17 protein-coding genes and 4 tRNA genes are annotated in these 20768 nt (G+C 58.0%); 2 read left to right on the plus strand and 19 right to left on the minus strand.

The features are described 5' to 3' along the window. Positions 1-18 precede the first annotated feature (18 nt). Positions 19-1143 (plus strand): uroporphyrinogen-III C-methyltransferase, encoded by a 1125-nt coding sequence (hemX, locus tag ACJ8MK_RS20245; protein ID WP_049195196.1) that lies wholly within the window; start codon positions 19-21, stop codon positions 1141-1143. Positions 1144-1146: 3 nt separating this feature from the next. After that, positions 1147-2343, plus strand: a complete 1197-nt coding sequence (hemY, locus tag ACJ8MK_RS20250; protein ID WP_033649634.1) for a protoheme IX biogenesis protein HemY — start codon at positions 1147-1149, stop codon at positions 2341-2343. Positions 2344-3068: 725 nt separating this feature from the next. On the opposite strand, the gene ACJ8MK_RS20255 is transcribed toward hemY, so the two are convergent. From ACJ8MK_RS20255 to trxA, 19 genes are all read right to left on the minus strand, one after another. Further along, positions 3069-3145, minus strand: a tRNA-Pro gene (locus ACJ8MK_RS20255). A 74-nt stretch (positions 3146-3219) separates the two neighbouring features. Next, positions 3220-3306: transfer RNA gene (locus ACJ8MK_RS20260), tRNA-Leu, on the minus strand. A gap of 41 nt (positions 3307-3347) precedes the next feature. Continuing rightward, positions 3348-3423 (minus strand) — tRNA-His (locus ACJ8MK_RS20265). Between the two features lie 59 nt (positions 3424-3482). Continuing rightward, positions 3483-3559, minus strand: a tRNA-Arg gene (locus ACJ8MK_RS20270). Between the two features lie 135 nt (positions 3560-3694). Then, positions 3695-5098, minus strand: coding sequence for a bifunctional threonine/serine APC transporter ThrP (thrP, locus tag ACJ8MK_RS20275; protein ID WP_033649864.1), 1404 nt, complete (start codon positions 5096-5098; stop codon positions 3695-3697). Between the two features lie 365 nt (positions 5099-5463). Further along, positions 5464-6204 carry a lipopolysaccharide N-acetylmannosaminouronosyltransferase gene (wecG, locus tag ACJ8MK_RS20280; protein WP_342098331.1) on the minus strand — a complete coding sequence of 247 codons (741 nt, stop codon included), beginning with the start codon at positions 6202-6204 and terminating at the stop codon, positions 5464-5466. A gap of 14 nt (positions 6205-6218) precedes the next feature. Further along, positions 6219-7586, minus strand: coding sequence for an ECA oligosaccharide polymerase (gene wzyE / locus ACJ8MK_RS20285; protein ID WP_049195658.1), 1368 nt, complete (start codon positions 7584-7586; stop codon positions 6219-6221). Next, on the minus strand, positions 7583-8668 hold the full coding sequence (locus tag ACJ8MK_RS20290) for a TDP-N-acetylfucosamine:lipid II N-acetylfucosaminyltransferase (RefSeq protein ID WP_033649866.1): 1086 nt from the start codon (positions 8666-8668) through the stop codon (positions 7583-7585). The genes wzyE and ACJ8MK_RS20290 overlap by 4 nt, the downstream gene beginning before the upstream one ends. Continuing rightward, positions 8665-9915, minus strand: a complete 1251-nt coding sequence (wzxE, locus tag ACJ8MK_RS20295) for a lipid III flippase WzxE (RefSeq protein ID WP_033654009.1) — start codon at positions 9913-9915, stop codon at positions 8665-8667. The genes ACJ8MK_RS20290 and wzxE overlap by 4 nt, the downstream gene beginning before the upstream one ends. 1 nt (position 9916) lies before the next feature. Continuing rightward, on the minus strand, positions 9917-11047 hold the full coding sequence (rffA, locus tag ACJ8MK_RS20300; RefSeq protein ID WP_033636640.1) for a dTDP-4-amino-4,6-dideoxygalactose transaminase: 1131 nt from the start codon (positions 11045-11047) through the stop codon (positions 9917-9919). After that, positions 11034-11765, minus strand: coding sequence for a dTDP-4-amino-4,6-dideoxy-D-galactose acyltransferase (gene rffC, locus ACJ8MK_RS20305; RefSeq protein ID WP_442518012.1), 732 nt, complete (start codon positions 11763-11765; stop codon positions 11034-11036). The genes rffA and rffC overlap by 14 nt, the downstream gene beginning before the upstream one ends. Beyond that, positions 11743-12624 carry a glucose-1-phosphate thymidylyltransferase RfbA gene (gene rfbA, locus ACJ8MK_RS20310; protein ID WP_041037221.1) on the minus strand — a complete coding sequence of 294 codons (882 nt, stop codon included), beginning with the start codon at positions 12622-12624 and terminating at the stop codon, positions 11743-11745. The genes rffC and rfbA overlap by 23 nt, the downstream gene beginning before the upstream one ends. 48 nt (positions 12625-12672) lie before the next feature. Then, positions 12673-13740 (minus strand): dTDP-glucose 4,6-dehydratase, encoded by a 1068-nt coding sequence (gene rffG, locus ACJ8MK_RS20315; protein ID WP_079656108.1) that lies wholly within the window; start codon positions 13738-13740, stop codon positions 12673-12675. Continuing rightward, on the minus strand, positions 13737-14999 hold the full coding sequence (gene wecC, locus ACJ8MK_RS20320; protein ID WP_049233753.1) for a UDP-N-acetyl-D-mannosamine dehydrogenase: 1263 nt from the start codon (positions 14997-14999) through the stop codon (positions 13737-13739). Before wecC ends, rffG begins: the two co-directional genes overlap by 4 nt. Then, a complete protein-coding gene (gene wecB / locus ACJ8MK_RS20325) occupies positions 14996-16126 on the minus strand; it encodes a non-hydrolyzing UDP-N-acetylglucosamine 2-epimerase (protein WP_103774322.1) in 1131 nt (376 codons plus the stop codon). The genes wecC and wecB overlap by 4 nt, the downstream gene beginning before the upstream one ends. 86 nt (positions 16127-16212) lie before the next feature. Beyond that, entirely contained in the window at positions 16213-17265 is a 1053-nt protein-coding gene (wzzE, locus tag ACJ8MK_RS20330; RefSeq protein ID WP_103774323.1) for an ECA polysaccharide chain length modulation protein, read from the minus strand. 20 nt (positions 17266-17285) lie between these two features. Beyond that, the gene (gene wecA, locus ACJ8MK_RS20335; RefSeq protein ID WP_086581128.1) at positions 17286-18383 is read right to left on the minus strand and encodes a UDP-N-acetylglucosamine--undecaprenyl-phosphate N-acetylglucosaminephosphotransferase; all 1098 of its coding nucleotides are present in this window, start codon (positions 18381-18383) and stop codon (positions 17286-17288) included. A 290-nt stretch (positions 18384-18673) separates the two neighbouring features. Then, positions 18674-19933 (minus strand): transcription termination factor Rho, encoded by a 1260-nt coding sequence (rho, locus tag ACJ8MK_RS20340; protein WP_004934188.1) that lies wholly within the window; start codon positions 19931-19933, stop codon positions 18674-18676. A gap of 400 nt (positions 19934-20333) precedes the next feature. After that, entirely contained in the window at positions 20334-20660 is a 327-nt protein-coding gene (gene trxA, locus ACJ8MK_RS20345) for a thioredoxin TrxA (RefSeq protein ID WP_033636629.1), read from the minus strand. Between the last annotated feature and the right edge of the window lie 108 nt (positions 20661-20768).

Here is a 20768-nt window from a genome sequence, read left to right on the forward strand (position 1 = left end):
ACTATGGGATGTGCCACTATGACGGAACAAAATACCCCATCCGCCCCGGTTGAAGAGCCAACCACCGCGGTTGAGAGCTCCCAGCAGCCAGCCGCTGCCAGCCGCAAAGGCAAGAACACCGGCCCGGTGCTCGGCGCGATCGCTATCGTGCTGGTCATCGCCCTCGGCGCGGGCGGCTATTACCACACGCACCAGCAGGCGCAACAGCTGATCGCCGCCAATCAGGCGCTGCAGCAGCAGCTTGAAGGCGTGAAGCAGAGCCAGCAGCAGGAAAGAAATGCGCTGGAAGGCCTGTTGCAGCAGCAGGGTAAAACCCTGGACGCCGCCGATCGCGAGCAGGCTAACCTCGCGCGCCAACTGAGCGAGTTGCAGGAAAAAGTGGCGACCATCTCCGGCAGCGACGCCAAAACCTGGCTGCTGGCGCAGGCCGATTTCCTGGTGAAAATGGCCGGCCGCAAGCTGTGGAGCGATCAGGACGTGATCAGCGCCGCCGCGCTGCTGAAAAGCGCCGACGCCAGCCTGGCGGACATGAACGATCCTAGCCTGCTCGACGTGCGCCGCGCCATTACCGAAGACATCGGCACGCTTGCTACGCTGACCCAGGTCGATTACGACGGCATCATCCTCAAGGTCAATCAGCTGTCCAATCAGGTGGATAACCTGCGCTTGGCGGACAACGACACCGACGAAGCGCCGATGGATCAAAACAGCAGCGAGCTCTCCGGTTCGATCGCCGAATGGCGGCAGAACCTGGCCAAGAGCTGGCGCAATTTCATGGCCGACTTCATTACCATCCGCCGCCGCGACGCCAGCGCCGAACCGCTGCTGGCGCCGAACCAGGACATCTACCTGCGCGAAAACATCCGTTCGCGCCTGCTGGTGGCCGCGCAGGCCATCCCGCGCCACCAGAACGAGACCTACAAGCAATCGCTGGAAACCGTCTCCACCTGGGTGCGCGCCTATTTCGACACCACCGATCCGGCGACCAAGGCCTTCCTGGAAGAGCTGGACAGCCTGAGCCAACAGTCGATCTCGATGGACGTGCCGGATCAGCTGAAAAGCCAGCCGCTGCTGGAAAAAGTGATGCAGACCCGGGTGCGCAACCTGATGACCCAGTCCCCTGCCGCTCACCAGGAGGGTTAAGCCATGTTACGCGTGCTATTTCTGTTCCTGGTGGTGATCGCCAGCGTGGTGCTCGGGCCGATGTTGGCCGGGCATCAAGGCTATGTGCTGATCCAGACCGACAACTACAATATCGAAACCAGCGTCACCGGCCTGGCGATCATGCTGGTGCTGCTGTTCGTGGTGCTGCTGGCGATCGAGTGGATCCTGCGCCGTCTCTTCCGCACCGGCGCCCGCACGCGCGGTTGGTTTATCGGCCGCAAGCGCACTCGCGCGCGCCAGCAAACCAAGGCCGCGCTGATCAAGCTGGCGGAAGGCGACTACAAGCAGGTCGAGAAGCTGATGACGCGCAACGCCGATCACGCCGAACAGCCGGTGGTGAACTACCTGCTGGCCGCCGAGGCCGCACAGCAACGCGGCGATGATTTCCGCACCAACCAATATCTGGAGCGCGCTGCCGAAGCGGCCGACACCGATCAGCTGCCGGTGGATATCACCCGGGTTCGCATCCAGCTGGCGCAGGGCGAGAACCATGCCGCGCGCCACGGCGTCGATCGCCTGCTGAACCAGGCGCCGCGTCATCCGGAAGTATTGCGCCTGGCGGAACAAGCCTATCTGCGCACCGGCGCCTATGCGTCGCTGCTGGAAGTGCTGCCGTCGATGCGTAAAATCGAACTCCACAGCGAAGAGCAACTGCAGGCATTGCAGCAGCAGGCTTATATCGGGCTGATGAATCAGGCGATGGCGGACGAAGGCAGCGAAGGCCTGAAGCGCTGGTGGAAAGATCAGAGCCGCAAGACGCGTCACGAAGTGCCGCTGCAAATCGCGATGGTGGAACACCTGATCGAATGCAACGACCACGAACTGGCGCAGGAGATCGTGCTCGACAGCCTGAAGCGCCAATACGACGAGCGCCTGGTGCTGCTGCTGCCGCGGCTGAAGTCCGGCAACCCCGAGCAGTTGGAGAAAGCGCTGCGCCAGCAGATGAAGCAGCACGGCGCGACGCCGCTGCTGAACAGCACGCTGGGGCAGCTGCTGATGAAACACGGCGAGTGGCAGCAGGCGGCCGACGTCTTCCGCGAAGCGCTGAAACAGCGCCCGGATGCCTACGACTACGCCTGGTTGGCCGATACGCTGGAAAAACTGCATCGTTCGGATGAAGCGGCGCAGATGCGGCGCGAAGGACTGATGTTGACGCTGAAACAGAACGGCGGCGAATAGCGCCCTGCACGATTGAAGAACAGCGCGGCTCTTGATGCCGCGCTTTTTTTTGCCAGTTAACATCCTGAGGCGCAAAAAAAAACACTTGCCGCAGGGCAAGTGTATAAAGAAGCAATCAGGTCTAGGACAACAGGGGCGGTGCCTCACTCAACGTTTTGCCCTGAGCGTGATGACAGGTTAGTCATCGTTCTCGTGGGCGATAGGCACCCTAAATCGGCTCTGCGTCATTCCCAGGGTTTATGAGGCCTAAGGCGAACATAAGAGGTGGAATGAGCATCTACGCTATAGATATTGCACTTGGCGTGCCAACTTTAAGGCCAAGGCCATTCCCAATAAAAAACGGGTCTCAATGCATTGAAATATATTAATTTTTAATTTAACCCTGTCTTTCCTGTTATATGCCACTCTCTGGCATTCCATGCCAGCAGCCGTAATAAGAATGTCGCCTCAAAACGACGACTTAAGCCAAAGCCCATTTTATCTTTTTAAATCAATCAATTATTTGTCTCAACCTGACGACAGCGCTGGATGGCTCTGTCGCTGAAAACCAACACGCTTGCCGACAGAGACAAAGTGCCCATCCTTAGATACGCAAAAAGCCCGCGCATTGCTGCACGGGCCTACCTTCGTCTCGCTTCGCGAGGTTCGAACCTCCTGCGGAGGTACTCATCCTCATAAACTGCAGACGAAAAAAAACCTGCTTTAAAAAGCAGGTTTTTCGAATGTGGTCGGCGAGAGAGGATTCGAACCTCCGACCCACTGGTCCCAAACCAGTTGCGCTACCAAGCTGCGCTACTCGCCGATTTGTATTGCTCATACTACCCGATTTATCAGACCATTGTCCATATAAATCTTATATTTATCAGATATTTTGCGTGGTGCGAAGAGAGGGACTTGAACCCTCACGTCCGTAAGAACACTAACACCTGAAGCTAGCGCGTCTACCAATTCCGCCACCTTCGCACTGTCACAAAATACTGCTAAATCGTCACTTCGTCAGGAAGTGGGGTGGCTAATGGGACTCGAACCCACGACAACTGGAATCACAATCCAGGGCTCTACCAACTGAGCTATAGCCACCATTACTACTTCTTACTCACGCGGTAATATACCACCGCAGCTCCTGCGCACAAACTTAATGGCGCGCCCGACAGGATTCGAACCTGAGACCTCTGCCTCCGGAGGGCAGCGCTCTATCCAGCTGAGCTACGGGCGCGTAGCGCCGTTGCGGGAGGGGATACTACGGATTTACGCCAATCCTGTCTAGTGCTTTTTCGCAGAAATGTTGCGTTTGATTACGCTTTGCTCACTCCCGCGCACAAAAGCGCACTCCGTAGCCCCTTTTCGCCGTTTATTGGCGCGTTTCTACCCGATTTTCAACCGGATGATGTTTCTTGTGCATGCCGAAAGCGAAGTAGCACAGGCTGACGCCGGCTAAGAAAATCGCCCCGACCAGCAGGGAAATGCGCGTATCCGGGTTGATTCCCATGCCGACCAGCACGCAAACCAGAAAAGCAATGGTCAGATAGTTCACATACGGGAACATGATCGACTTAAAGCTGTGGTTTTTGATCGCTTCCTTATGGGCGCGGCGGAAATAGAGTTGGCTTATCAGCACCACGAACCACGGCACCATGCCCGGCAGCACGCTCGCGCTGTAGACATAAACGAACACCTGCTCCGGATTCGGGATGATGTAGTTCAGCGCGGAGCCCACTAACAGGCAGCCGATGGTGACGGCGATGCAGTTCACCGGCACGCCGCTGGCGGAAAGCTTGGTCAACGCCGCCGGCAGTTGGCGGTTCTTGGCCAGGGCGTACAGCATGCGGCCGCCGCTGTACATGCCGCTGTTGCAACCGGAGAGCGCGGCGGTCAACACCACGAAGTTGATGATGCCGGCGGCGGCAACGATGCCGATCTTGGCGAAGGTCAGCACGAACGGGCTGCCGGTGGTGCCGATGCCGTTCCACGGGAAGATGGTGACAATGACGAAGATCGCACCGACATAGAAGATCAGGATGCGCCACAGGATATTGTTGATCGCGCGTTTCAGCGTCACCTGCGGGTTCTTGGCTTCCCCGGCGGTGATGCCCACCAGTTCAACCCCCTGATAGGACGCCACCACGATGCACAGCGCAAACAGGAAGCCTTTCCAGCCGCCGGCAAAGAAACCGCCGTGCGCCGTCAAATTGGCGAAACCGATAGGTTCACCGCCGTTGCCGAAGCCGAAGAAGATCACCCCCAGCCCCACCAGAATCATCACGATGATGGTGGTGACCTTGATCATGGCGAACCAGAACTCCAGCTCACCGTACAGGCGCACCGCCGCCAGGTTGGCCAACGCGACCATCGCCACGGCGATCAGCGCCGGCACCCACTGCGGTATTTCCGGGAACCAGAACTGCACATACACCCCGATGGCGGTGATTTCAGAAATGCCGACGGCAATCCACATAAACCAGTAGCCCCAGGCGGTCAGGTAACCGAAGTAGGGATTCATGTACTTATGCGCGTAAACGGCAAACGACCCGGCAACCGGCTCGAGGAACAGCATTTCCCCCATCGAACGCATAATGAAGAACACGAACAGCCCGGCGATAATGTAAGCCAGCAGCACCGACGGCCCCGCCCATTTCAGCGTACTGGCCGAGCCCATAAACAGGCCGACACCGATGGTGCCCCCCAGAGCGATAAGCTCGATATGCCGGGCCTCAAGGCCCCGGTGTAGCCCTTGCGGTTTCTCTTTGTGTGCCATAAATCCTCAATAATTTTTCTCGGGTCGTGTTTGCCTGCCGGCCGCTGCCGGTCGTTATTGTCATTATTAAAAGAATAAATCATCCCCTGCCGATCGGATTGGCATCAACGGGTTGTCGGAGCGAAGTGACCGTGAGAAGGACATCGTTCAGCGCTGTCGCATCAAGCTTCAGCGGCCAGGGATAATTTCCGGGCGGTATCGTTTCGCATTTCGCCGCTATAAGCAAACCGCAATTTAAAACTTTATGGAATAAATGCGACGACGTTTAGGGCCGAGGGTTATAGATATGCGGGAGAAACGCGCAAAAGCAGATTATTGGTACAGCAGACCGGAGCGGAACAGCACTTTCCGCCCCGGATGAGGGGTTACATCTTGCCGCTGTAGTAGTAGCCGACAAACTTCAACAGCTTCAACTGCCGGCCGATGCGGCTGGGTTGGCTGAGCAGGCGGTAGAGCCATTCCAGACCGAGGTTCTGCCACACCCTGGGCGCACGCTTCACATGGCCGGTAAAGACGTCGTAGGTGCCGCCCACGCCCATATACAGCGCCTGCGGATGCACCTTGCGGCAGTCGCGCATCAGAATCTCCTGCTTCGGCGATCCCATCGCCACCGTCACGATCGCGGCGCCGCTGGCACGAATACGCTCGAACAGCGCCTCGCGCTGATCCGGTTTGAAGTAGCCGTCCTGGCTGCCCACCAGGTTGACATTCCACTGGCTGCGCAGCTTTTGCTCGGTTTCCGCCAAAACCTCCGGCTTGCCGCCGACCAGGAAGACCGGCGTGCCTTCACGGCCGGCGCGTTGCATCAAGGCTTCCCACAGATCGGCGCCCGCAACGCGCGAAACGTCCGCCGCCGGGTATTTGCGGCGAATCGAGCGCACCATGCTGATGCCGTCTGCGTACTTGTACTCCGCCTCATCCAGCAACGCATGCAGCGCCTGGTCCTCTTCCGCCTTCAGGATCTTTTCCGCGTTCATGGCCACCAGCGTGCCCTGTTTTACCCGGCCGCCGTCGAACAAAAAGTCCATGCAGTGCGCCATATCGCGAAAGCCCCACAGGCTGAAACCGCGCAGCTCATACTGCGGCACCGAAATCTTTGCTTCCATCGTTCTCATTACCCTTACAAAAGACCGTTGACCCGAGGCGGCGACGCCAGCGCGCGGGTGCGCGTCACTCTGGCCTTGATCAGCCCGGCGGTATCGAACAGCCAATACAGCAACTTCGCCAGCACCAGACAGGCGCCGAAAATAATGCAGAAGAACACCACGCGCGACACGAATGAATCCACCCCTTCCCGCGCCAACACGATCATGTTGAACACCGCGCCGAAGCAGAACCCCTGCAGAATGGCCGCCTTATAGCGGTTCGGCTCGGTTTTGCCCAGCTCATACAGCCAGTCGAACCACTTGATGATCATGCCCACCAGAATCGCGCCGAGCGGGATAAACAGCGCGCCGCCCATCACCACCAGCGAACCGATCAGCGTCGGCGAAATCGCCAGCCCGGAGTGGTTGTTCAGCACTTCCCAGGTGAAGTAGTTGGCCGAGTTCAGCACCACGTCCGGCCGGCCGGGCCAGAGCCAGGTAGGGATAAAGACGTAGAAATCACGCAAGATCGGCGCCAGGCCCTGGAAATCGATCTTGTCGTAATTTTGCAACAGCAGCGCCAGGTTTTCCCACGGCGAGAAGGTATCGCGGGTCAGGTAGAGGAAGGTATAAAACGCCTCCGCGCCGCTGACGTCCAGGCTGTAGCGCTTCAACGCCAGCCAGAACATGCCGACCACGCCGAATATGCCCGCCGCCGCCAGCATCCACAGTGTGATCCAGCCGCGCACGATGCCGATAAACAGGAACAGCGCGAAGGCGATGATGATGTTGGCGCGGGTGCCGCCGACGATCACGTAGGTCAGAATGCCGAACGCCACCGTCGCCACCAGGAACAAGAACCAGGCGCGCAGATCCTGCCGCAGGAAATAGACCACCAGCATCGCCGGAATGAAGAAGTAAAAGAACCGCTTGAGCGCCACGCCGGACACGTCGCTGGAGAAAATCTGGCTGTAGGAATTGAGCTTGAACAGCAGGAAGCCGTTCTGCATGAAGAAGATCCCAACGGTACCGATCGCCACCAACGCCAGCAGCACCCAGGTCATATGGGTTTCCACCCGGTTCATGGTAAACAGCGCAGCGCGCGGCTGCATGCGGCGCTTGCGCAGCCGGGTCTTGTAGGTAACGTAATAGATGGCGTAAAACGCCGTCGCCGACAGCAGGGCGTACAGCAGAAACTCCACCGGCACCACCTCGACGTCAAACTGGAACACCAGCAGGCAGGTCAAAGGAAAACCGAAATAAAACGTCAGCAAATACAGCAGCGAGAAGAAGACGTTGAAGTTAAAGCGCACGCGCCGAAACTCCTGATAGGTCAGCGTCAGGATAAACGTCAGGCTGACCAGATAGACGACGAACAGGCCGCCGAATTGCGCCAACGTCATGAGTGCTCTCCCGCCGCCAACGCCAGGGCTTGCTGCCAACCGTCAACATAGTTCGGATTGAAGAAGGCGATCGCCTGTTTATCCACCGCCGCCAGCTGACGCTGCGCTTCACGCACCACCGCCTCGTCCAGCGAATCGCCGTAGAACAGCACCGGCAGATGCTGTTCCGCCAAATCCTGCCAGAACGGGTTTTGCCGGCTGAGCACGAAAGGCACGCCGAACTGAATCAGCAGGCACAAGGTGCCAATCCCCTGCTGGCGATTGAAAATGAAATAGCCGAGATCGCAGGCGCGTAAAATATTGAGATAATCCTCAAACGCCACCTGCTGCGTGAGCAGCTGCAGGTTTTTCTCGCCGAACAGCGGCAACCCGGCGGCGCGCACCTGCTCGATGTAGGCGTCGTTATTGGCCGGATAGCCCATCGGCAGGATCACGCGCACGTCGGCGCCGAACTGCTGATGAATCGCCTGCAGCGCTTCGATATGCCGATTGCTGCGATCGCCGGAGTTACCGACCAGAATCGTCATCGGCCCGGCCAGGTTTTTCTCGACGTGAACGTCGGTCAGCGCCGGATCCATGCGGGTCGGGAAGTACAGCAGCGAGGCCGGCACCCGCGCATGGCGCTGCTGGTAGTGGATCACGTCGCCGCGGGTAGCAAACACGTTCCCCACCCGCCCCTGGGCAATGCGGCGCAGCAGATAGAACAGCCGGAATTTCCAGCTGGTGGCGTCTTCATACAGATCGGCGCCCCAAATATGCCAACTGACCTGACGCGCCTTGATCTTGCCGCTCAGCAGCGCCAGCCACAGCCCCGGATTGAACTGGCCGTGCAGGAAGAAGCGCGCATCGCGATCGGCCTGGGCGCGGGCGATGACCGCCGCCGCCAGGCTTTTCTTGTCTGCGTAGGGCTCAATGTTCAGGGCGGGGAAATCACCCAGTGCCGCCACATCCTTGGCCGCCACCATAAAATGCCGCGTCTGCTCAGCCGGCAAACGCGGCGCCAGCACGTCGTTGAAGAAGCGCAGCACCGTCTGGTTATGATGCGGGATATCGGATCCCAGAACGTGAATCAGTGTGGTCATACTCGTCTACGATAGATAAGAAATACGCAGCTACAGAGCGCGAAATACACGATGTAGGTTGCCATATAGGCCTGAGCCGCCCCCAGCGCGCCGTGCAGCGGGATCAGCCAGTGCGAGAACAGCGTCAGCAGCAGAAACTGGCTGACTTCCGTCAGGATATAGAAGCGCAGCGACGCTTTGGCGATCACCAGATAGCCGAACACATAAGCCCCGACTTTCAGCACATCGCCCACCAGCTGCCAGGCAAACAGATCGCGCATGGCGACGAATTTGTCCGAGAACAGCAGCCAGATGGCGAAATCACGCAGCAGCCACACCGTAAAGCTCGCCGCCGCTACCGCCGGCAGCACGAATTTCAACGAGCGCACGATCTCCCGCGAGATGGCGCCCTTGTCCGTCAGCCGCGACAGCGTCGGCAGCAGATAGACGGTAAACGAGGCGGTGATGAACTGCAGATAGGCATCGGAAATGCTGCTGACGCCCTGCCAGATCCCCACTTCATCCCAACCGTAATGCGCGGCCAACAGGTTACGCATCATCACATAGGCCACCGGCAGCGTCACCGAAGTGATCAGCGCCATGACGGTGAACTTGCCGAGGTTGCCGGCCACGAGTTTGTCCCAGCGCGGCGCCAGGTAGCGCAACGGCAGCGTTTTGCGCCGCCACAGCATCAGCCCGGCCGGCAGCACCACCAACGCCGGCACCAGTGCCAACCCCGCCAGCGCGCCTTCATAACCGCCCAGCTTGAAGCACAGGTAATAAGCCACCACGCCGATCAGGCTGCCGCCGATCACCGCCAGCGCATTGCCCATCGCGTCGCGATAGCCTTTCAGCACCGCCATAAACAGGTTGGCGTAGGCGATGCCCATCTGAATGAAAGCGACGGCGCGCACCACATCGACGTAATCGGCATGCCCGAACAGCCCGATGCTGATCGGTTCGGCGGCGAACAGAAACACCAGCGCCAGCAAGGTCGAAAAGCCCAGCACGATGCTCGACGCGGTGCCCACCGCCAGACGCAGACGCTGCGGATCCTGGTGGTACTCCGCCACGTATTTGGTGATACCGTTAAAAATGCCCGCGCCGGACAGCACGCCCAGCACGGTAATCAACTGGCGGAAATTACCCGCCTGCCCCACCCCGCTGGGGCCAAACGCCACCGCCAGCAGTTTCACCACCAACAGCCCCACGCCGATTTTGATCAGCGTGGAGCCGGCGGTCCATATCGATGCTTTTGCCAACGACATATCAGGCAAAGAAACTCAGGATGGTATTGATTACCGTACGCTGATTGACATCAGACATATTGTAGAACAGCGGCAAGCGCACCAGACGCGCGCTTTCCTGCGTGGTGTAACGATCTTCGCCGGCAAAGCGGCCAAAGCGTTCGCCGGCCGGGCAATCATGCAGCGGGATATAGTGGAACACCGCCATGATTTCGGCTTCCTTCAGGTAGTCGATAAAGGCCGTGCGCTCTTCGATATCGCGCAACTTGATATAGAACATGTGCGCGTTATGCACGCAGTCGGCCGGGATTACCGGCAGTTCGATGCGGCCTGACCGGGCCAACGGCAGGAAGCTGTCGTAGTACTTCTGCCACAGAGCCAAACGGCGCTGGTTGATGCGCTCCGCCACTTCCAGCTGGCCCCACAGGTAGGCGGCCTGCAGGTCGGACATCAGATAGCTGGAACCGATGTCGCGCCAGGTATATTTGTCGACCTGGCCACGGAAGAACTGGCTGCGGTTGGTGCCTTTTTCGCGGATGACTTCCGCCCGATCGATCAGGGCCGGATCGTTCACCAGCGTCGCGCCGCCTTCGCCGCCGGCGGTGTAGTTTTTGGTTTCATGGAAGCTGAAGCAGCCGATATGGCCAATGGTGCCCAATGCCTTGCCTTTGTAGGTCGACATCACGCCCTGCGCGGCATCTTCCACCACGAACAGGTTATATTTCTTCGCCAGCGCCATGATGGTATCCATCTCGCAGGCCACGCCGGCATAGTGCACCGGCACAATCGCGCGGGTTTTATCGGTGATCGCCGCTTCGATTTTGGTTTCGTCGATGTTCATGGTGTCTGGACGCAGGTCGACGAACACCACTTTGGCGCCGCGCAGCACAAAGGCGTTGGCGGTGGAAACGAAGGTAAAGCTTGGCATGATCACTTCGTCACCCGGCTGGATATCCAGCAGAATGGCGGCCATTTCCAACGACGCGGTGCAGGAAGGCGTCAACAACACTTTCGCGCTGCCGAAACGCTGTTCCATCCACTGCTGGCAGCGGCGGGTGAAACCGCCGTCGCCGCACAATTTGCCGCTGCCCATGGCAGCCTGCATATATTCCAGTTCAGTGCCAACAACCGGTGGAGCGTTAAATGGAATCATGTCTACCTCTGTATAGCCAGTACGCGGTGCTTTCAATCACGGCACCCTGTCGTTGATAGAGTCGTAATGCGGCGATATTGCCCACCTGGGTCGCAACCCGCAGGCGCTGCATCCCCTGCTGCCGACATTCGGCGATCGCCGCCGTCATCAGCCTGGCGCCCACGCCCCGGCCGGATGCGCCGGGGAACGCCGCCAACAGGCCAATGCGCATTTCCTGGCCGCCAATGTCACGCAGGCTGACAAAGCCTTCGGGTTGCCCCTGGCTATCCAGCACCAGCAAGCATTGATGATCAAAGGTGCCCTGCACCGCTTTTTCGATCCAGGCCGCATAGAATCGCCCGCTATCGGCGCGATCGTACCACGGGGCGCGAAATCGGCTGGCAGCGAACACCTCACCGGCGGCAGCGCGCAATGACGGGATGTCGTCGGGAACTGCCTGACGCACCGCAACCGCCAAAGCGGCATCGGCCATCGCGCTTTCAGGCGCAACGTTCACCACCAGGTCCACTTCCCCTTCGACCAGCCGGAATCCCAGCGTCGACAGCGCATCGGCCCACTCCAGGTGGCAAGCGGGGATTTTGGCCTGCACCAACGCATAGGCATCCAAATCAGCCTCGGCTACGGGTGCCGCCGAGCTATCGAAATGTAACTTGGCGCTTTCCAAGTGGAAGAAGTCGCTCTCCCACTGCAGCGGTTCAATACTGGCGTGGACGCGCATGCAGTAAATCCAGTAAATATTTGCCGTAACCGGTTTTGGCCAGCGTCTGAGCCGCGCGTTTTACGCCCTCATCATCCAGCCAGCCATTGCGCCAGGCGATCTCCTCGAGACAGGCGATTTTAAAGCCCTGGCGTTTTTCTACCGTCTGCACAAAGCTGCTGGCTTCCAGCAGACTGTCGTGAGTCCCGGTGTCCAACCAGGCGAAACCACGCCCCAGCAGCTCGACGTTCAGCTCTCCGCGTTCCAGATACATCTGGTTAATGCTGGTGATTTCCAGCTCGCCGCGCTCCGAAGGCTTCACCTGTTTGGCAAACTCCACCACCTGGCTATCGTAGAAGTACAGGCCGGTCACCGCCCAGTTAGACTTCGGTTTAACCGGCTTTTCTTCGATCGACAGCGCGCGGAAGTGGTCGTCAAACTCCACCACGCCAAAGCGCTCGGGATCCATCACCTGATAGCCAAACACGGTCGCGCCGGTGGTGCGTGCTGCAACGCTTCTCAACTTGGGACTGAACCCCTGACCAAAGTAAATATTGTCGCCCAAAACCAGACAGCTCGGCTCACCGGCCAAAAATTCTTCACCGATCAAAAATGCCTGAGCCAGGCCATCGGGACTTGGCTGTTCGGCATAGCTGAGATTGATGCCGAACGCTTCACCGCTGCCCAAGAGCCGCTTGAATGAAGGCAGATCTTCCGGCGTGGAGATAATCAGAATATCTTTGATTCCCGCCAGCATCAGCACCGACAACGGGTAATAGATCATCGGCTTATCGTAAATCGGCAATAGCTGTTTCGATACGCCGCGGGTAATCGGATGCAGACGCGTACCGGAACCGCCGGCCAGAATAATACCTTTCATACGTACTCCAAAACCCGCCGCGCAGCCGCAGAGCGACACGGCGTTAAATTAATCTGACAGCCCCAAACGCTCGCCGGCATAAGAACCGTCTTGCACCCGGCGCCACCAGGTTTCGTTGTTCAGGTACCAAACCACGGTTTTGCGAAGGCCGCTTTCGAAGGTTTCCTGCGGCCGCCAGCCCAGCTCACGATCGATTTTGCCGGCGTCGATAGCGTAACGCATATCGTGACCCGGGCGATCCTTCACGTAAGTGATCAGATCGCGGTAGTTCGCCACGCCCTGCGGCTTGTTCGGCGCCAGTTCTTCCAGCAGATCGCAAATGGTCTGCACCACTTCGATATTCTTGCGCTCGTTATGGCCGCCGATATTGTAGGTTTCGCCTACCACGCCTTCGGTCACGACCTGATAGAGCGCGCGCGCGTGATCTTCGACATACAGCCAGTCACGCACCTGCGCGCCGTTGCCGTATACCGGCAGCGGTTTGCCGGCTACCGCATTCAGGATCACCAACGGAATCAGCTTCTCCGGGAAGTGATAAGGGCCGTAGTTGTTCGAGCAGTTGGTCACGAGGGTCGGCAAACCGTAGGTGCGCAACCAGGCGCGCACCAGATGATCGCTCGACGCCTTGGAGGCGGAATACGGACTGCTCGGCGCATACGGCGTGCTTTCGGTGAACAGATCGTCGGTGCCGTGCAGGTCGCCGTACACTTCGTCGGTGGAGATATGATGGAAACGGAAAGCCTGCTTCTTCTCTGCAGCCAACGGCTGCCAGTACTGGCGCGCCGCTTCCAGCATAGTGTAAGTGCCCACCACGTTGGTCTCGATAAAGGCCGCCGGGCCGTCGATAGAGCGATCGACGTGGCTTTCCGCCGCCAGGTGCATCACCACGTCCGGCTGATACTGGGCAAATACCCGATCCAGCTCGGCACGATCGCAGATGTCGACCTGCTCGAAAGCATAGCGCTCGCTCTCGGCCACCACCGCCAGCGACTCGAGGTTACCGGCATAGGTCAGCTTATCCACCACCACCACGCGATCGCCGGTGGCCTCGATGATGTGCCGCACAACCGCGGAGCCAATGAAACCGGCACCACCGGTAACTAAAATACGTTTCAACGCCAGACTCCCTTAGTATCCACCACCCAGCTTTGCTTGATCTCTTCCGGCCGGATAGCCTTGAACTGCTGGTGATCGACCAACATCACGATCACATCGGCCTGCTGCAACGCCTCCGCGACTGGCGTCAACGTCACATGGCCAGCCAGCGACTTCGGCAACTGTTCGACGTTCGGTTCCACCGCCAGCGTTTCGCCGACGTGCCATTCGGCGATCAGGTGCGCCACTTCTACCGCCGGGCTTTCACGCAAATCATCGATATTCGGTTTGAAGGCCAGGCCGAAGCAGGCAATTTTGACCTCGGACGCACGCTTGTCGGTGGCGGCCAGACAATCGGCCACCGCCGCTTTCACCCGGTCGACCACCCACAGCGGTTTGCCGTCGTTCACCAGGCGTGCGGTGTGGATCAGGCGCGCCTGCTGTGGATTCTGCGCCACGATAAACCACGGATCGACGGCAATGCAGTGACCGCCGACACCCGGCCCCGGCTGCAGAATATTCACCCGCGGATGGCGGTTCGCCAGGCGGATCAGTTCCCAGACGTTGATCCCCTGCTCAGCGCAGATCAGCGACAGTTCGTTGGCAAAGGCGATATTCACGTCGCGGAAGCTGTTTTCCGTCAGCTTGCACATCTCGGCGGTGCGCGAGTTGGTGATCACACATTCGCCCTCGAGGAAAATCTTGTACAGCGCGCTGGCACGTTCCGAGCACTTCGGCGTCATGCCGCCGATCACGCGGTCGTTTTGAATCAGCTCCACCATCACCTGCCCCGGCAGCACGCGCTCCGGGCAGTAGGCGATATTCACGTCCGCCGCTTCGCCCGCTTGCTGCGGGAAGCTGAGATCGCTGCGCGCCTGCGCCAGCCAGTCCGCCATTTGTTCGGTGGCCCCCACCGGCGAGGTGGACTCCAGGATCACCAGATCGCCTTTTTTCAGCACCGGCGCCAGCGATTTCGCCGCCGCTTCGACATAGGCCAGATCCGGCTCGTGATCGCCCTTGAACGGCGTAGGCACCGCGATCAGGAACGCATCGGCCGCCAGCGGTTTGGTCACCGCCCGCAGGAAACCGCCGTCGACGGCGTCCTTGACCACTTTGTCCAGATCCGGTTCGACGATGTGGATCGCGCCGCGGTTAATGGTATCTACCGCATGTTGGTTAACATCTACACCCACCACTTTTTTCTTGCGGGAAGCGAACGCCGCCGCCGTTGGCAAGCCGATATAACCCAGGCCAATAACCGAAATAGTGTCAAAACTCATAGTGTCACCTGATGATTCTTTAAAGCTTCGAGGATACGCTGACAGGCATGTCCGTCACCGTATGGGTTATGCGCCCGACTCATCGCGTGATATTCGCTTTCGTCCGTCAACAGCCGGGTCACCGCTTCAACAATTTTGGTCAAATCAGTGCCGACCAGCCGCACCGTGCCCGCATCTATCGCTTCCGGGCGTTCGGTGGTGTCGCGCATCACCAGCACCGGTTTACCTAACGATGGCGCCTCTTCCTGAATGCCGCCGGAATCGGTCAGGATCATGTAAGCCTGGGTCATCAAATAGACAAATGGCAGATAATCCTGCGGCTCGATCAGCATGACGTTGTCGATGCCTTTCAAAATGCGATTCACCGGCTCACTGACGTTCGGATTGAGATGCACCGGATACACCACCTGCACTTCCGGGTGATTGCGGGCGATCTCCGCCAGCGCGCTGCAAATCCGCTCAAAGCCGCCGCCAAAGCTTTCGCGGCGATGACCGGTGACCAGGATCAGTTTCTTGTCGGCGTCGAGGAACGGATAACGCTGTGCCAGGCCAGCCCGTAGCGCGGCATCGCTCATCACGCGGTCACGCACCCAGAACAGCGCGTCGATCACCGTATTGCCGGTCACGAAAATACGGTTGTCCGGCAGCAGCTCGCGCAACAGATTTTGGCGCGAGTTCTCGGTTGGCGCGAAATGGTACATCGCCAGGTGGCCGGTCAGTTTGCGGTTGGCCTCTTCCGGCCAGGGAGAATACAGATTGCCGGTGCGCAGCCCGGCCTCGACATGCCCGACGGGGATGCGTTGATAGAACGCCGCCAGGCTGGTCGCCAGCGTGGTGGTGGTATCGCCGTGCACCAGCACTACGTCCGGTTTGAAGTCTTCCAGTACCCCTTTCAGCCCTTCCAGGATGCGGCAGGTGATTTCCGTTAGCCCCTGGCCGGGTTTCATGATGTTCAGGTCGTAATTCGGCGTGATCTCAAACAACCGCAATACCTGATCCAACATCTCACGATGCTGTGCCGTTACGCAGACTCTTGCGTCAAAAGCCTCATCCTGGGCCAGTGCATGTACCAGCGGCGCCATTTTGATGGCTTCAGGTCTGGTGCCGAAAACAGTCAACACTTTCACAGCGACTCTCTTTTGGTCGGTTAATCGCAGGCCACACCTGCGAATTGGGCGCTCACGCGCCCTGCATCAGATTATTATATTAGTTTTTAACTACGCGGCCGACGCGCCAAGGCAACGCCCGCGCCAACCAAAGCGCCCATCGCGCCCCACAGAATCAGCCAGAATACCCGGCGCGGGCTGTCGCGTTTTACCGGCTCTTCCGGCGTGCGCAAATAACGATAGGTCTGGAACTTCTCATCCAACGTCGGGCCAACGTTCAGCGTCGCCAGCATCGCGCGGTTCTGATCGTAATCCAGGTCATAGGTCGGGCCGGAGGCCTGCAGGCCTTCCAGACGCGCCTGCAGCATTGGCCGGCCCAGCAGGAACAGATCCGAATCCGGCAGTTGCTCGGCCGGGGTGTCGGTCTGCGCGCGGCTGATCCCCTGGCTTTCGGCGATTTTCAGCGCCTGCTGCGTGGTGTTCAGCTCGCGCTTGTAAACCGACTCCGCCACCGCTTCCTGACGCTTGACCTGCGCCTTCATTGAGGTAGTGCGAGCGGCCCACGCCCCCTGGATCTCTTCGTTCAGGTGCAGGGCAGCGCGGTGGCTGGCGAAGGCCACGTATTGACGCAGCAGGCGGTTGGCGTCCGCGGCAGTTTCCGCCGTCAGCTTCACGCCGTCGTTCGGCACTTTCTTGTCGTCGCGCGGCGTGAACAGGATGTTGTTGATCAGGTCGTCGAGCAGCGCCGCATCCGCGCGGGCATCCCCTTCCTGACGTTGCTTGTAGTAATCGCTCTGCAGCCAGAAATCGCGACGCGTATCGTAAGCCGCCAGCTGCATGATGAACTCATTGTAGGCTTCGTCCGCGATGCTCGGCTGATCGCCGGCCGTCGCCGGCAGCGTGCGCACATCCAGATTGCGCAGGAACTGCTGCTGGGAGTAGTAACCGCCCAGCGCATTCACCGTGGGTTTGTCAGTGATTGCGGTCGCGCTCCATTCTTGCTTAACCAGATAAGAGACGATCAGCGCGACCGCCGCGAACAGCACCGCAATGCCGATAATCCACGGTTTGCCGCGCCACAGGGTGCAGCACAGGCCGCGGATATCGAGTTCGTTATCCACCGCCGGGGTATGCTTGTCAGACGTTGTTTCTGGATTCATCACAGCCAAAAAGCCTCTGGTTAAGATACTTGCTTGTTATCGCCCGAACGCCGCAGCCGACGCTTGATACGCTTAATGTACCGCGCAACCCGCCAGGCGCGCTTGATGCAGTAACCGTACAGGAAGAAAGCAAGCAAGAATAATGCCAACATAACCCACTCTGGGATAAAAGTCAGGCGTTCGCCGATCACGCCAACCGCAGCTAACAATACGGCTGCCAGAGTGATGAGCACAAAAGCCTGCCTTGGCGTAAAACCGGCGCGCATGATCAGATGGTGAATATGTTGACGATCGGGAGAGAAGGGGCTCATCCCCTTGCGCAAGCGACGATACATGATCGCTATCATATCCATCAGCGGAATAGCGATGATCCACAGTGCAGTCACCGGATTGATCGAGCGAGTGGCCCCCTGCGAACTTTGCAGCAGCAGCCAAATGGCGGTAAAGCCGATCAGGGTGCTACCGGCGTCCCCCATGAACACCTTATAACGGCGGCCGAGGATACCGAGGTTGAGCAAAATATAGGGAACGATGGCAGCGATCATCGCAAAGCACCAGAACGCCAGCTCGTTATGGCCGCTCAGGTACAGCAGCAGGCCTAGCGCACCGAAGGAGACACACGACAACCCACCCAGCAGGCCATCAATGCCGTCAACCATATTGAAAGCATTGATAGCCGCCCATACCGCAAACAGTGTCACCAAATAGCCAAAGGGACCCAGTAAGACTTCCCAGTTACCCAGTACATGGCCAAAGCTGCGCAGATACAAACCGGCGAACACCATCATGGCAACGCCTACCAATGCCTGAACTAACGCCCTGATCTTAACGCTGATATCAAAACGGTCATCCAAGGCACCGATGAACACTAAAATGCCCGCGCAGGTGAGGTAAAGTTCACTGTGTGCAATCTTTTGTTCCGATATAAAGAAAGCGAAGCATAGGCCGGCATAGACCGCAATACCGCCAACCAACGGAATTAATCCTTGGTGACGTTTACGATAGTTCGGCTTATCAACCAACCCAATGCGTTTCGCTACCTTACGGGCAACAAAGAGGAAAGCTAAGGAGAATAGGAAAACAAATAGAATTTCAGTACTCATAGTGAGTAGGTTCACAATTAACAGATCTCGTAAGAAGATAAGGCAGCTTAACATGGGCGACAGGCTATGCCATGAGATCCCGTTGCCTTTCAGTCATTTCTTATGATGCGGGAATTCATTCTCATTCGCCCCAGCACCGCGGCCAATTCCGGCTGTAACATGTCGCACACCCAGATATCAAAAACAAGAAGAATTCTCAATAAGTCGTAGAAACAACTTACTTTTCCATTACCGCTACTTATCGTATCCGCCAAAAGCAAAAAACGCCACGACTAGGCGTGGCGTTCAGCGAATTTTTTAACGAATTATGAGCGTTTCATCATATCGAAGAATTCATCGTTGGTTTTAGTCATCGCCAACTTATTAATGAGGAACTCCATCGCGTCAATCTCACCCATCGGGTGAATGATTTTGCGCAGGATCCACATTTTTTGCAGCTCTTCGGAAGTGGTGAGCAGCTCTTCTTTACGGGTACCGGAGCGGTTGTAATCGATCGCAGGGAATACGCGCTTCTCGGCGATTTTACGCGCCAGGTGCAATTCCATGTTGCCGGTACCTTTGAATTCTTCGTAGATCACTTCGTCCATCTTCGAACCGGTATCGACCAGCGCGGTCGCGATGATGGTCAGGCTGCCGCCCTCTTCCACGTTACGCGCCGCACCGAAGAAACGCTTCGGACGATGCAGGGCGTTGGCGTCCACACCACCGGTCAGCACCTTGCCGGAAGCCGGTACCACGGTGTTGTAGGCACGCGCCAGACGGGTGATGGAGTCGAGCAGAATGATCACGTCTTTCTTGTGCTCAACCAGACGCTTGGCCTTCTCGATCACCATTTCGGCCACTTGCACGTGGCGCGAAGCCGGCTCGTCGAAGGTCGATGCGATCACTTCGCCTTTCACCAGACGCTGCATCTCGGTCACTTCTTCCGGACGTTCGTCGATCAGCAGCACCATCAGCACGCAGTCTGGGTGATTGTAGGCGATGCTCTGCGCAATGTTCTGCAGCAGCATGGTTTTACCGGCTTTCGGCGGCGCCACGATCAGGCCGCGCTGGCCACGGCCAATCGGTGCCGCCAGATCCAGTACGCGCGCCGTCAGGTCTTCGGTCGAGCCGTTGCCGCGCTCCATCCGCAGACGGGAATTGGCGTGCAGCGGCGTCAGGTTCTCGAACAGGATCTTGCTGCGGGCGTTTTCCGGCTTGTCGTAGTTGACTTCGTTGACTTTCAACAGGGCAAAATAGCGCTCGCCTTCTTTTGGCGGGCGAATCTTACCGGAAATGGTGTCACCTGTGCGGAGGTTGAAGCGGCGGATTTGGCTAGGGGATACGTAGATGTCGTCGGGACCGGCGAGGTAGGAACTGTCTCCAGAGCGGAGGAAACCGAATCCATCCTGCAATATCTCGAGCACGCCGTCGCCGAAGATATCTTCTCCGCTTTTCGCATGTTGCTTCAGAATGGAGAAGATAATGTCCTGCTTGCGCATGCGGGCAAGGTTTTCCAGCCCCATATTTTCGCCGAGAGTAATCAGCTCAGAAACCGGCGTATTCTTTAATTCGGTAAGATTCATAGTGGTGGGTTCTTAAACTCGGGGTATGTCTCGAACTTGTATCGTGAATGGTATGGCAGCGAGATGCGTGCCTGTTTACTGGACGTTCGATCACCGGGCGCAGAGCCGTCGCGGTAAGAAATGGCTTACATCGGGCGCACGCATTGACGGTTGAAGATCGAAGGTACCTTAAAAATGATTTTTGCAAAACCGTTTGATTGCCAAAACACGGGCTGAGTTCAGTTTACTTTCAACGCCAGTGATTCGACACAGAGTATAGCTTTAGATTCAAACTCTTTAGATTTAAAACTTCGGGCAAGTTCTATATGCAGTGTGGTTAAACTTAACACGCTTCTTGGCAGGCGTCTAGCGGTGAATTGAACATCACCGCCAGGCGCCTGATACTGGGCTTCCCGCCCGATTACAGATTCGCGTTCAGGAAATCTTTGAGCTGACCTTTGGACAACGCGCCAACCTTGGTCGCGGCCACTTCACCGTTCTTGAACAGCAACAGCGTAGGGATGCCACGGATACCGTACTTGGGCGCGGTAGCCGGGTTCTGATCGATATTCAGCTTGGTGATGGTCAGTTTGCCTTCGAACTCTTCGGCAATCTCATCCAGAATCGGAGCAATCATCTTGCACGGCCCACACCATTCAGCCCAGAAATCGACCAGGATCGGCCCTTCCGCTTTCAGCACGTCAGCGTCGAAGCTGCTGTCAGTCAGGTGAATAATTTTATCGCTCATGTTCTACTCCACAGGATTATGTCTACCTTGTTGGTGTAGCATTAACCAACTCAAGGTGATTTTATTGCACCGCGTTTATTTCAACGGATGTGCTTTCGTAAAGCAATA

It is taken from the genome of Serratia sp. CY38905, from assembly GCF_052168875.1.
GTDB lineage: Bacteria > Pseudomonadota > Gammaproteobacteria > Enterobacterales > Enterobacteriaceae > Serratia > Serratia sarumanii.

Coding starts and splice junctions, on each gene's coding strand:
- hemX (WP_049195196.1), top strand. CDS start 19: ATGACGGAACAAAATACCCCATCCGCCCCGGTTGAAGAGCCAACCACC.
- rffC (WP_442518012.1), bottom strand. CDS start 11,765: ATGCGCGTCCACGCCAGTATTGAACCGCTGCAGTGGGAGAGCGACTTC.
- thrP (WP_033649864.1), bottom strand. CDS start 5,098: ATGGCACACAAAGAGAAACCGCAAGGGCTACACCGGGGCCTTGAGGCC.
- rho (WP_004934188.1), bottom strand. CDS start 19,933: ATGAATCTTACCGAATTAAAGAATACGCCGGTTTCTGAGCTGATTACT.
- wzxE (WP_033654009.1), bottom strand. CDS start 9,915: ATGTCGTTGGCAAAAGCATCGATATGGACCGCCGGCTCCACGCTGATC.
- rffA (WP_033636640.1), bottom strand. CDS start 11,047: ATGATTCCATTTAACGCTCCACCGGTTGTTGGCACTGAACTGGAATAT.
- ACJ8MK_RS20290 (WP_033649866.1), bottom strand. CDS start 8,668: ATGACCACACTGATTCACGTTCTGGGATCCGATATCCCGCATCATAAC.
- hemY (WP_033649634.1), top strand. CDS start 1,147: ATGTTACGCGTGCTATTTCTGTTCCTGGTGGTGATCGCCAGCGTGGTG.
- trxA (WP_033636629.1), bottom strand. CDS start 20,660: ATGAGCGATAAAATTATTCACCTGACTGACAGCAGCTTCGACGCTGAC.
- wecG (WP_342098331.1), bottom strand. CDS start 6,204: ATGGAAGCAAAGATTTCGGTGCCGCAGTATGAGCTGCGCGGTTTCAGC.
- wzyE (WP_049195658.1), bottom strand. CDS start 7,586: ATGACGTTGGCGCAATTCGGCGGCCTGTTCGTCGTCTATCTGGTCAGC.
- wzzE (WP_103774323.1), bottom strand. CDS start 17,265: ATGAATCCAGAAACAACGTCTGACAAGCATACCCCGGCGGTGGATAAC.
- wecC (WP_049233753.1), bottom strand. CDS start 14,999: ATGAGTTTTGACACTATTTCGGTTATTGGCCTGGGTTATATCGGCTTG.
- rfbA (WP_041037221.1), bottom strand. CDS start 12,624: ATGAAAGGTATTATTCTGGCCGGCGGTTCCGGTACGCGTCTGCATCCG.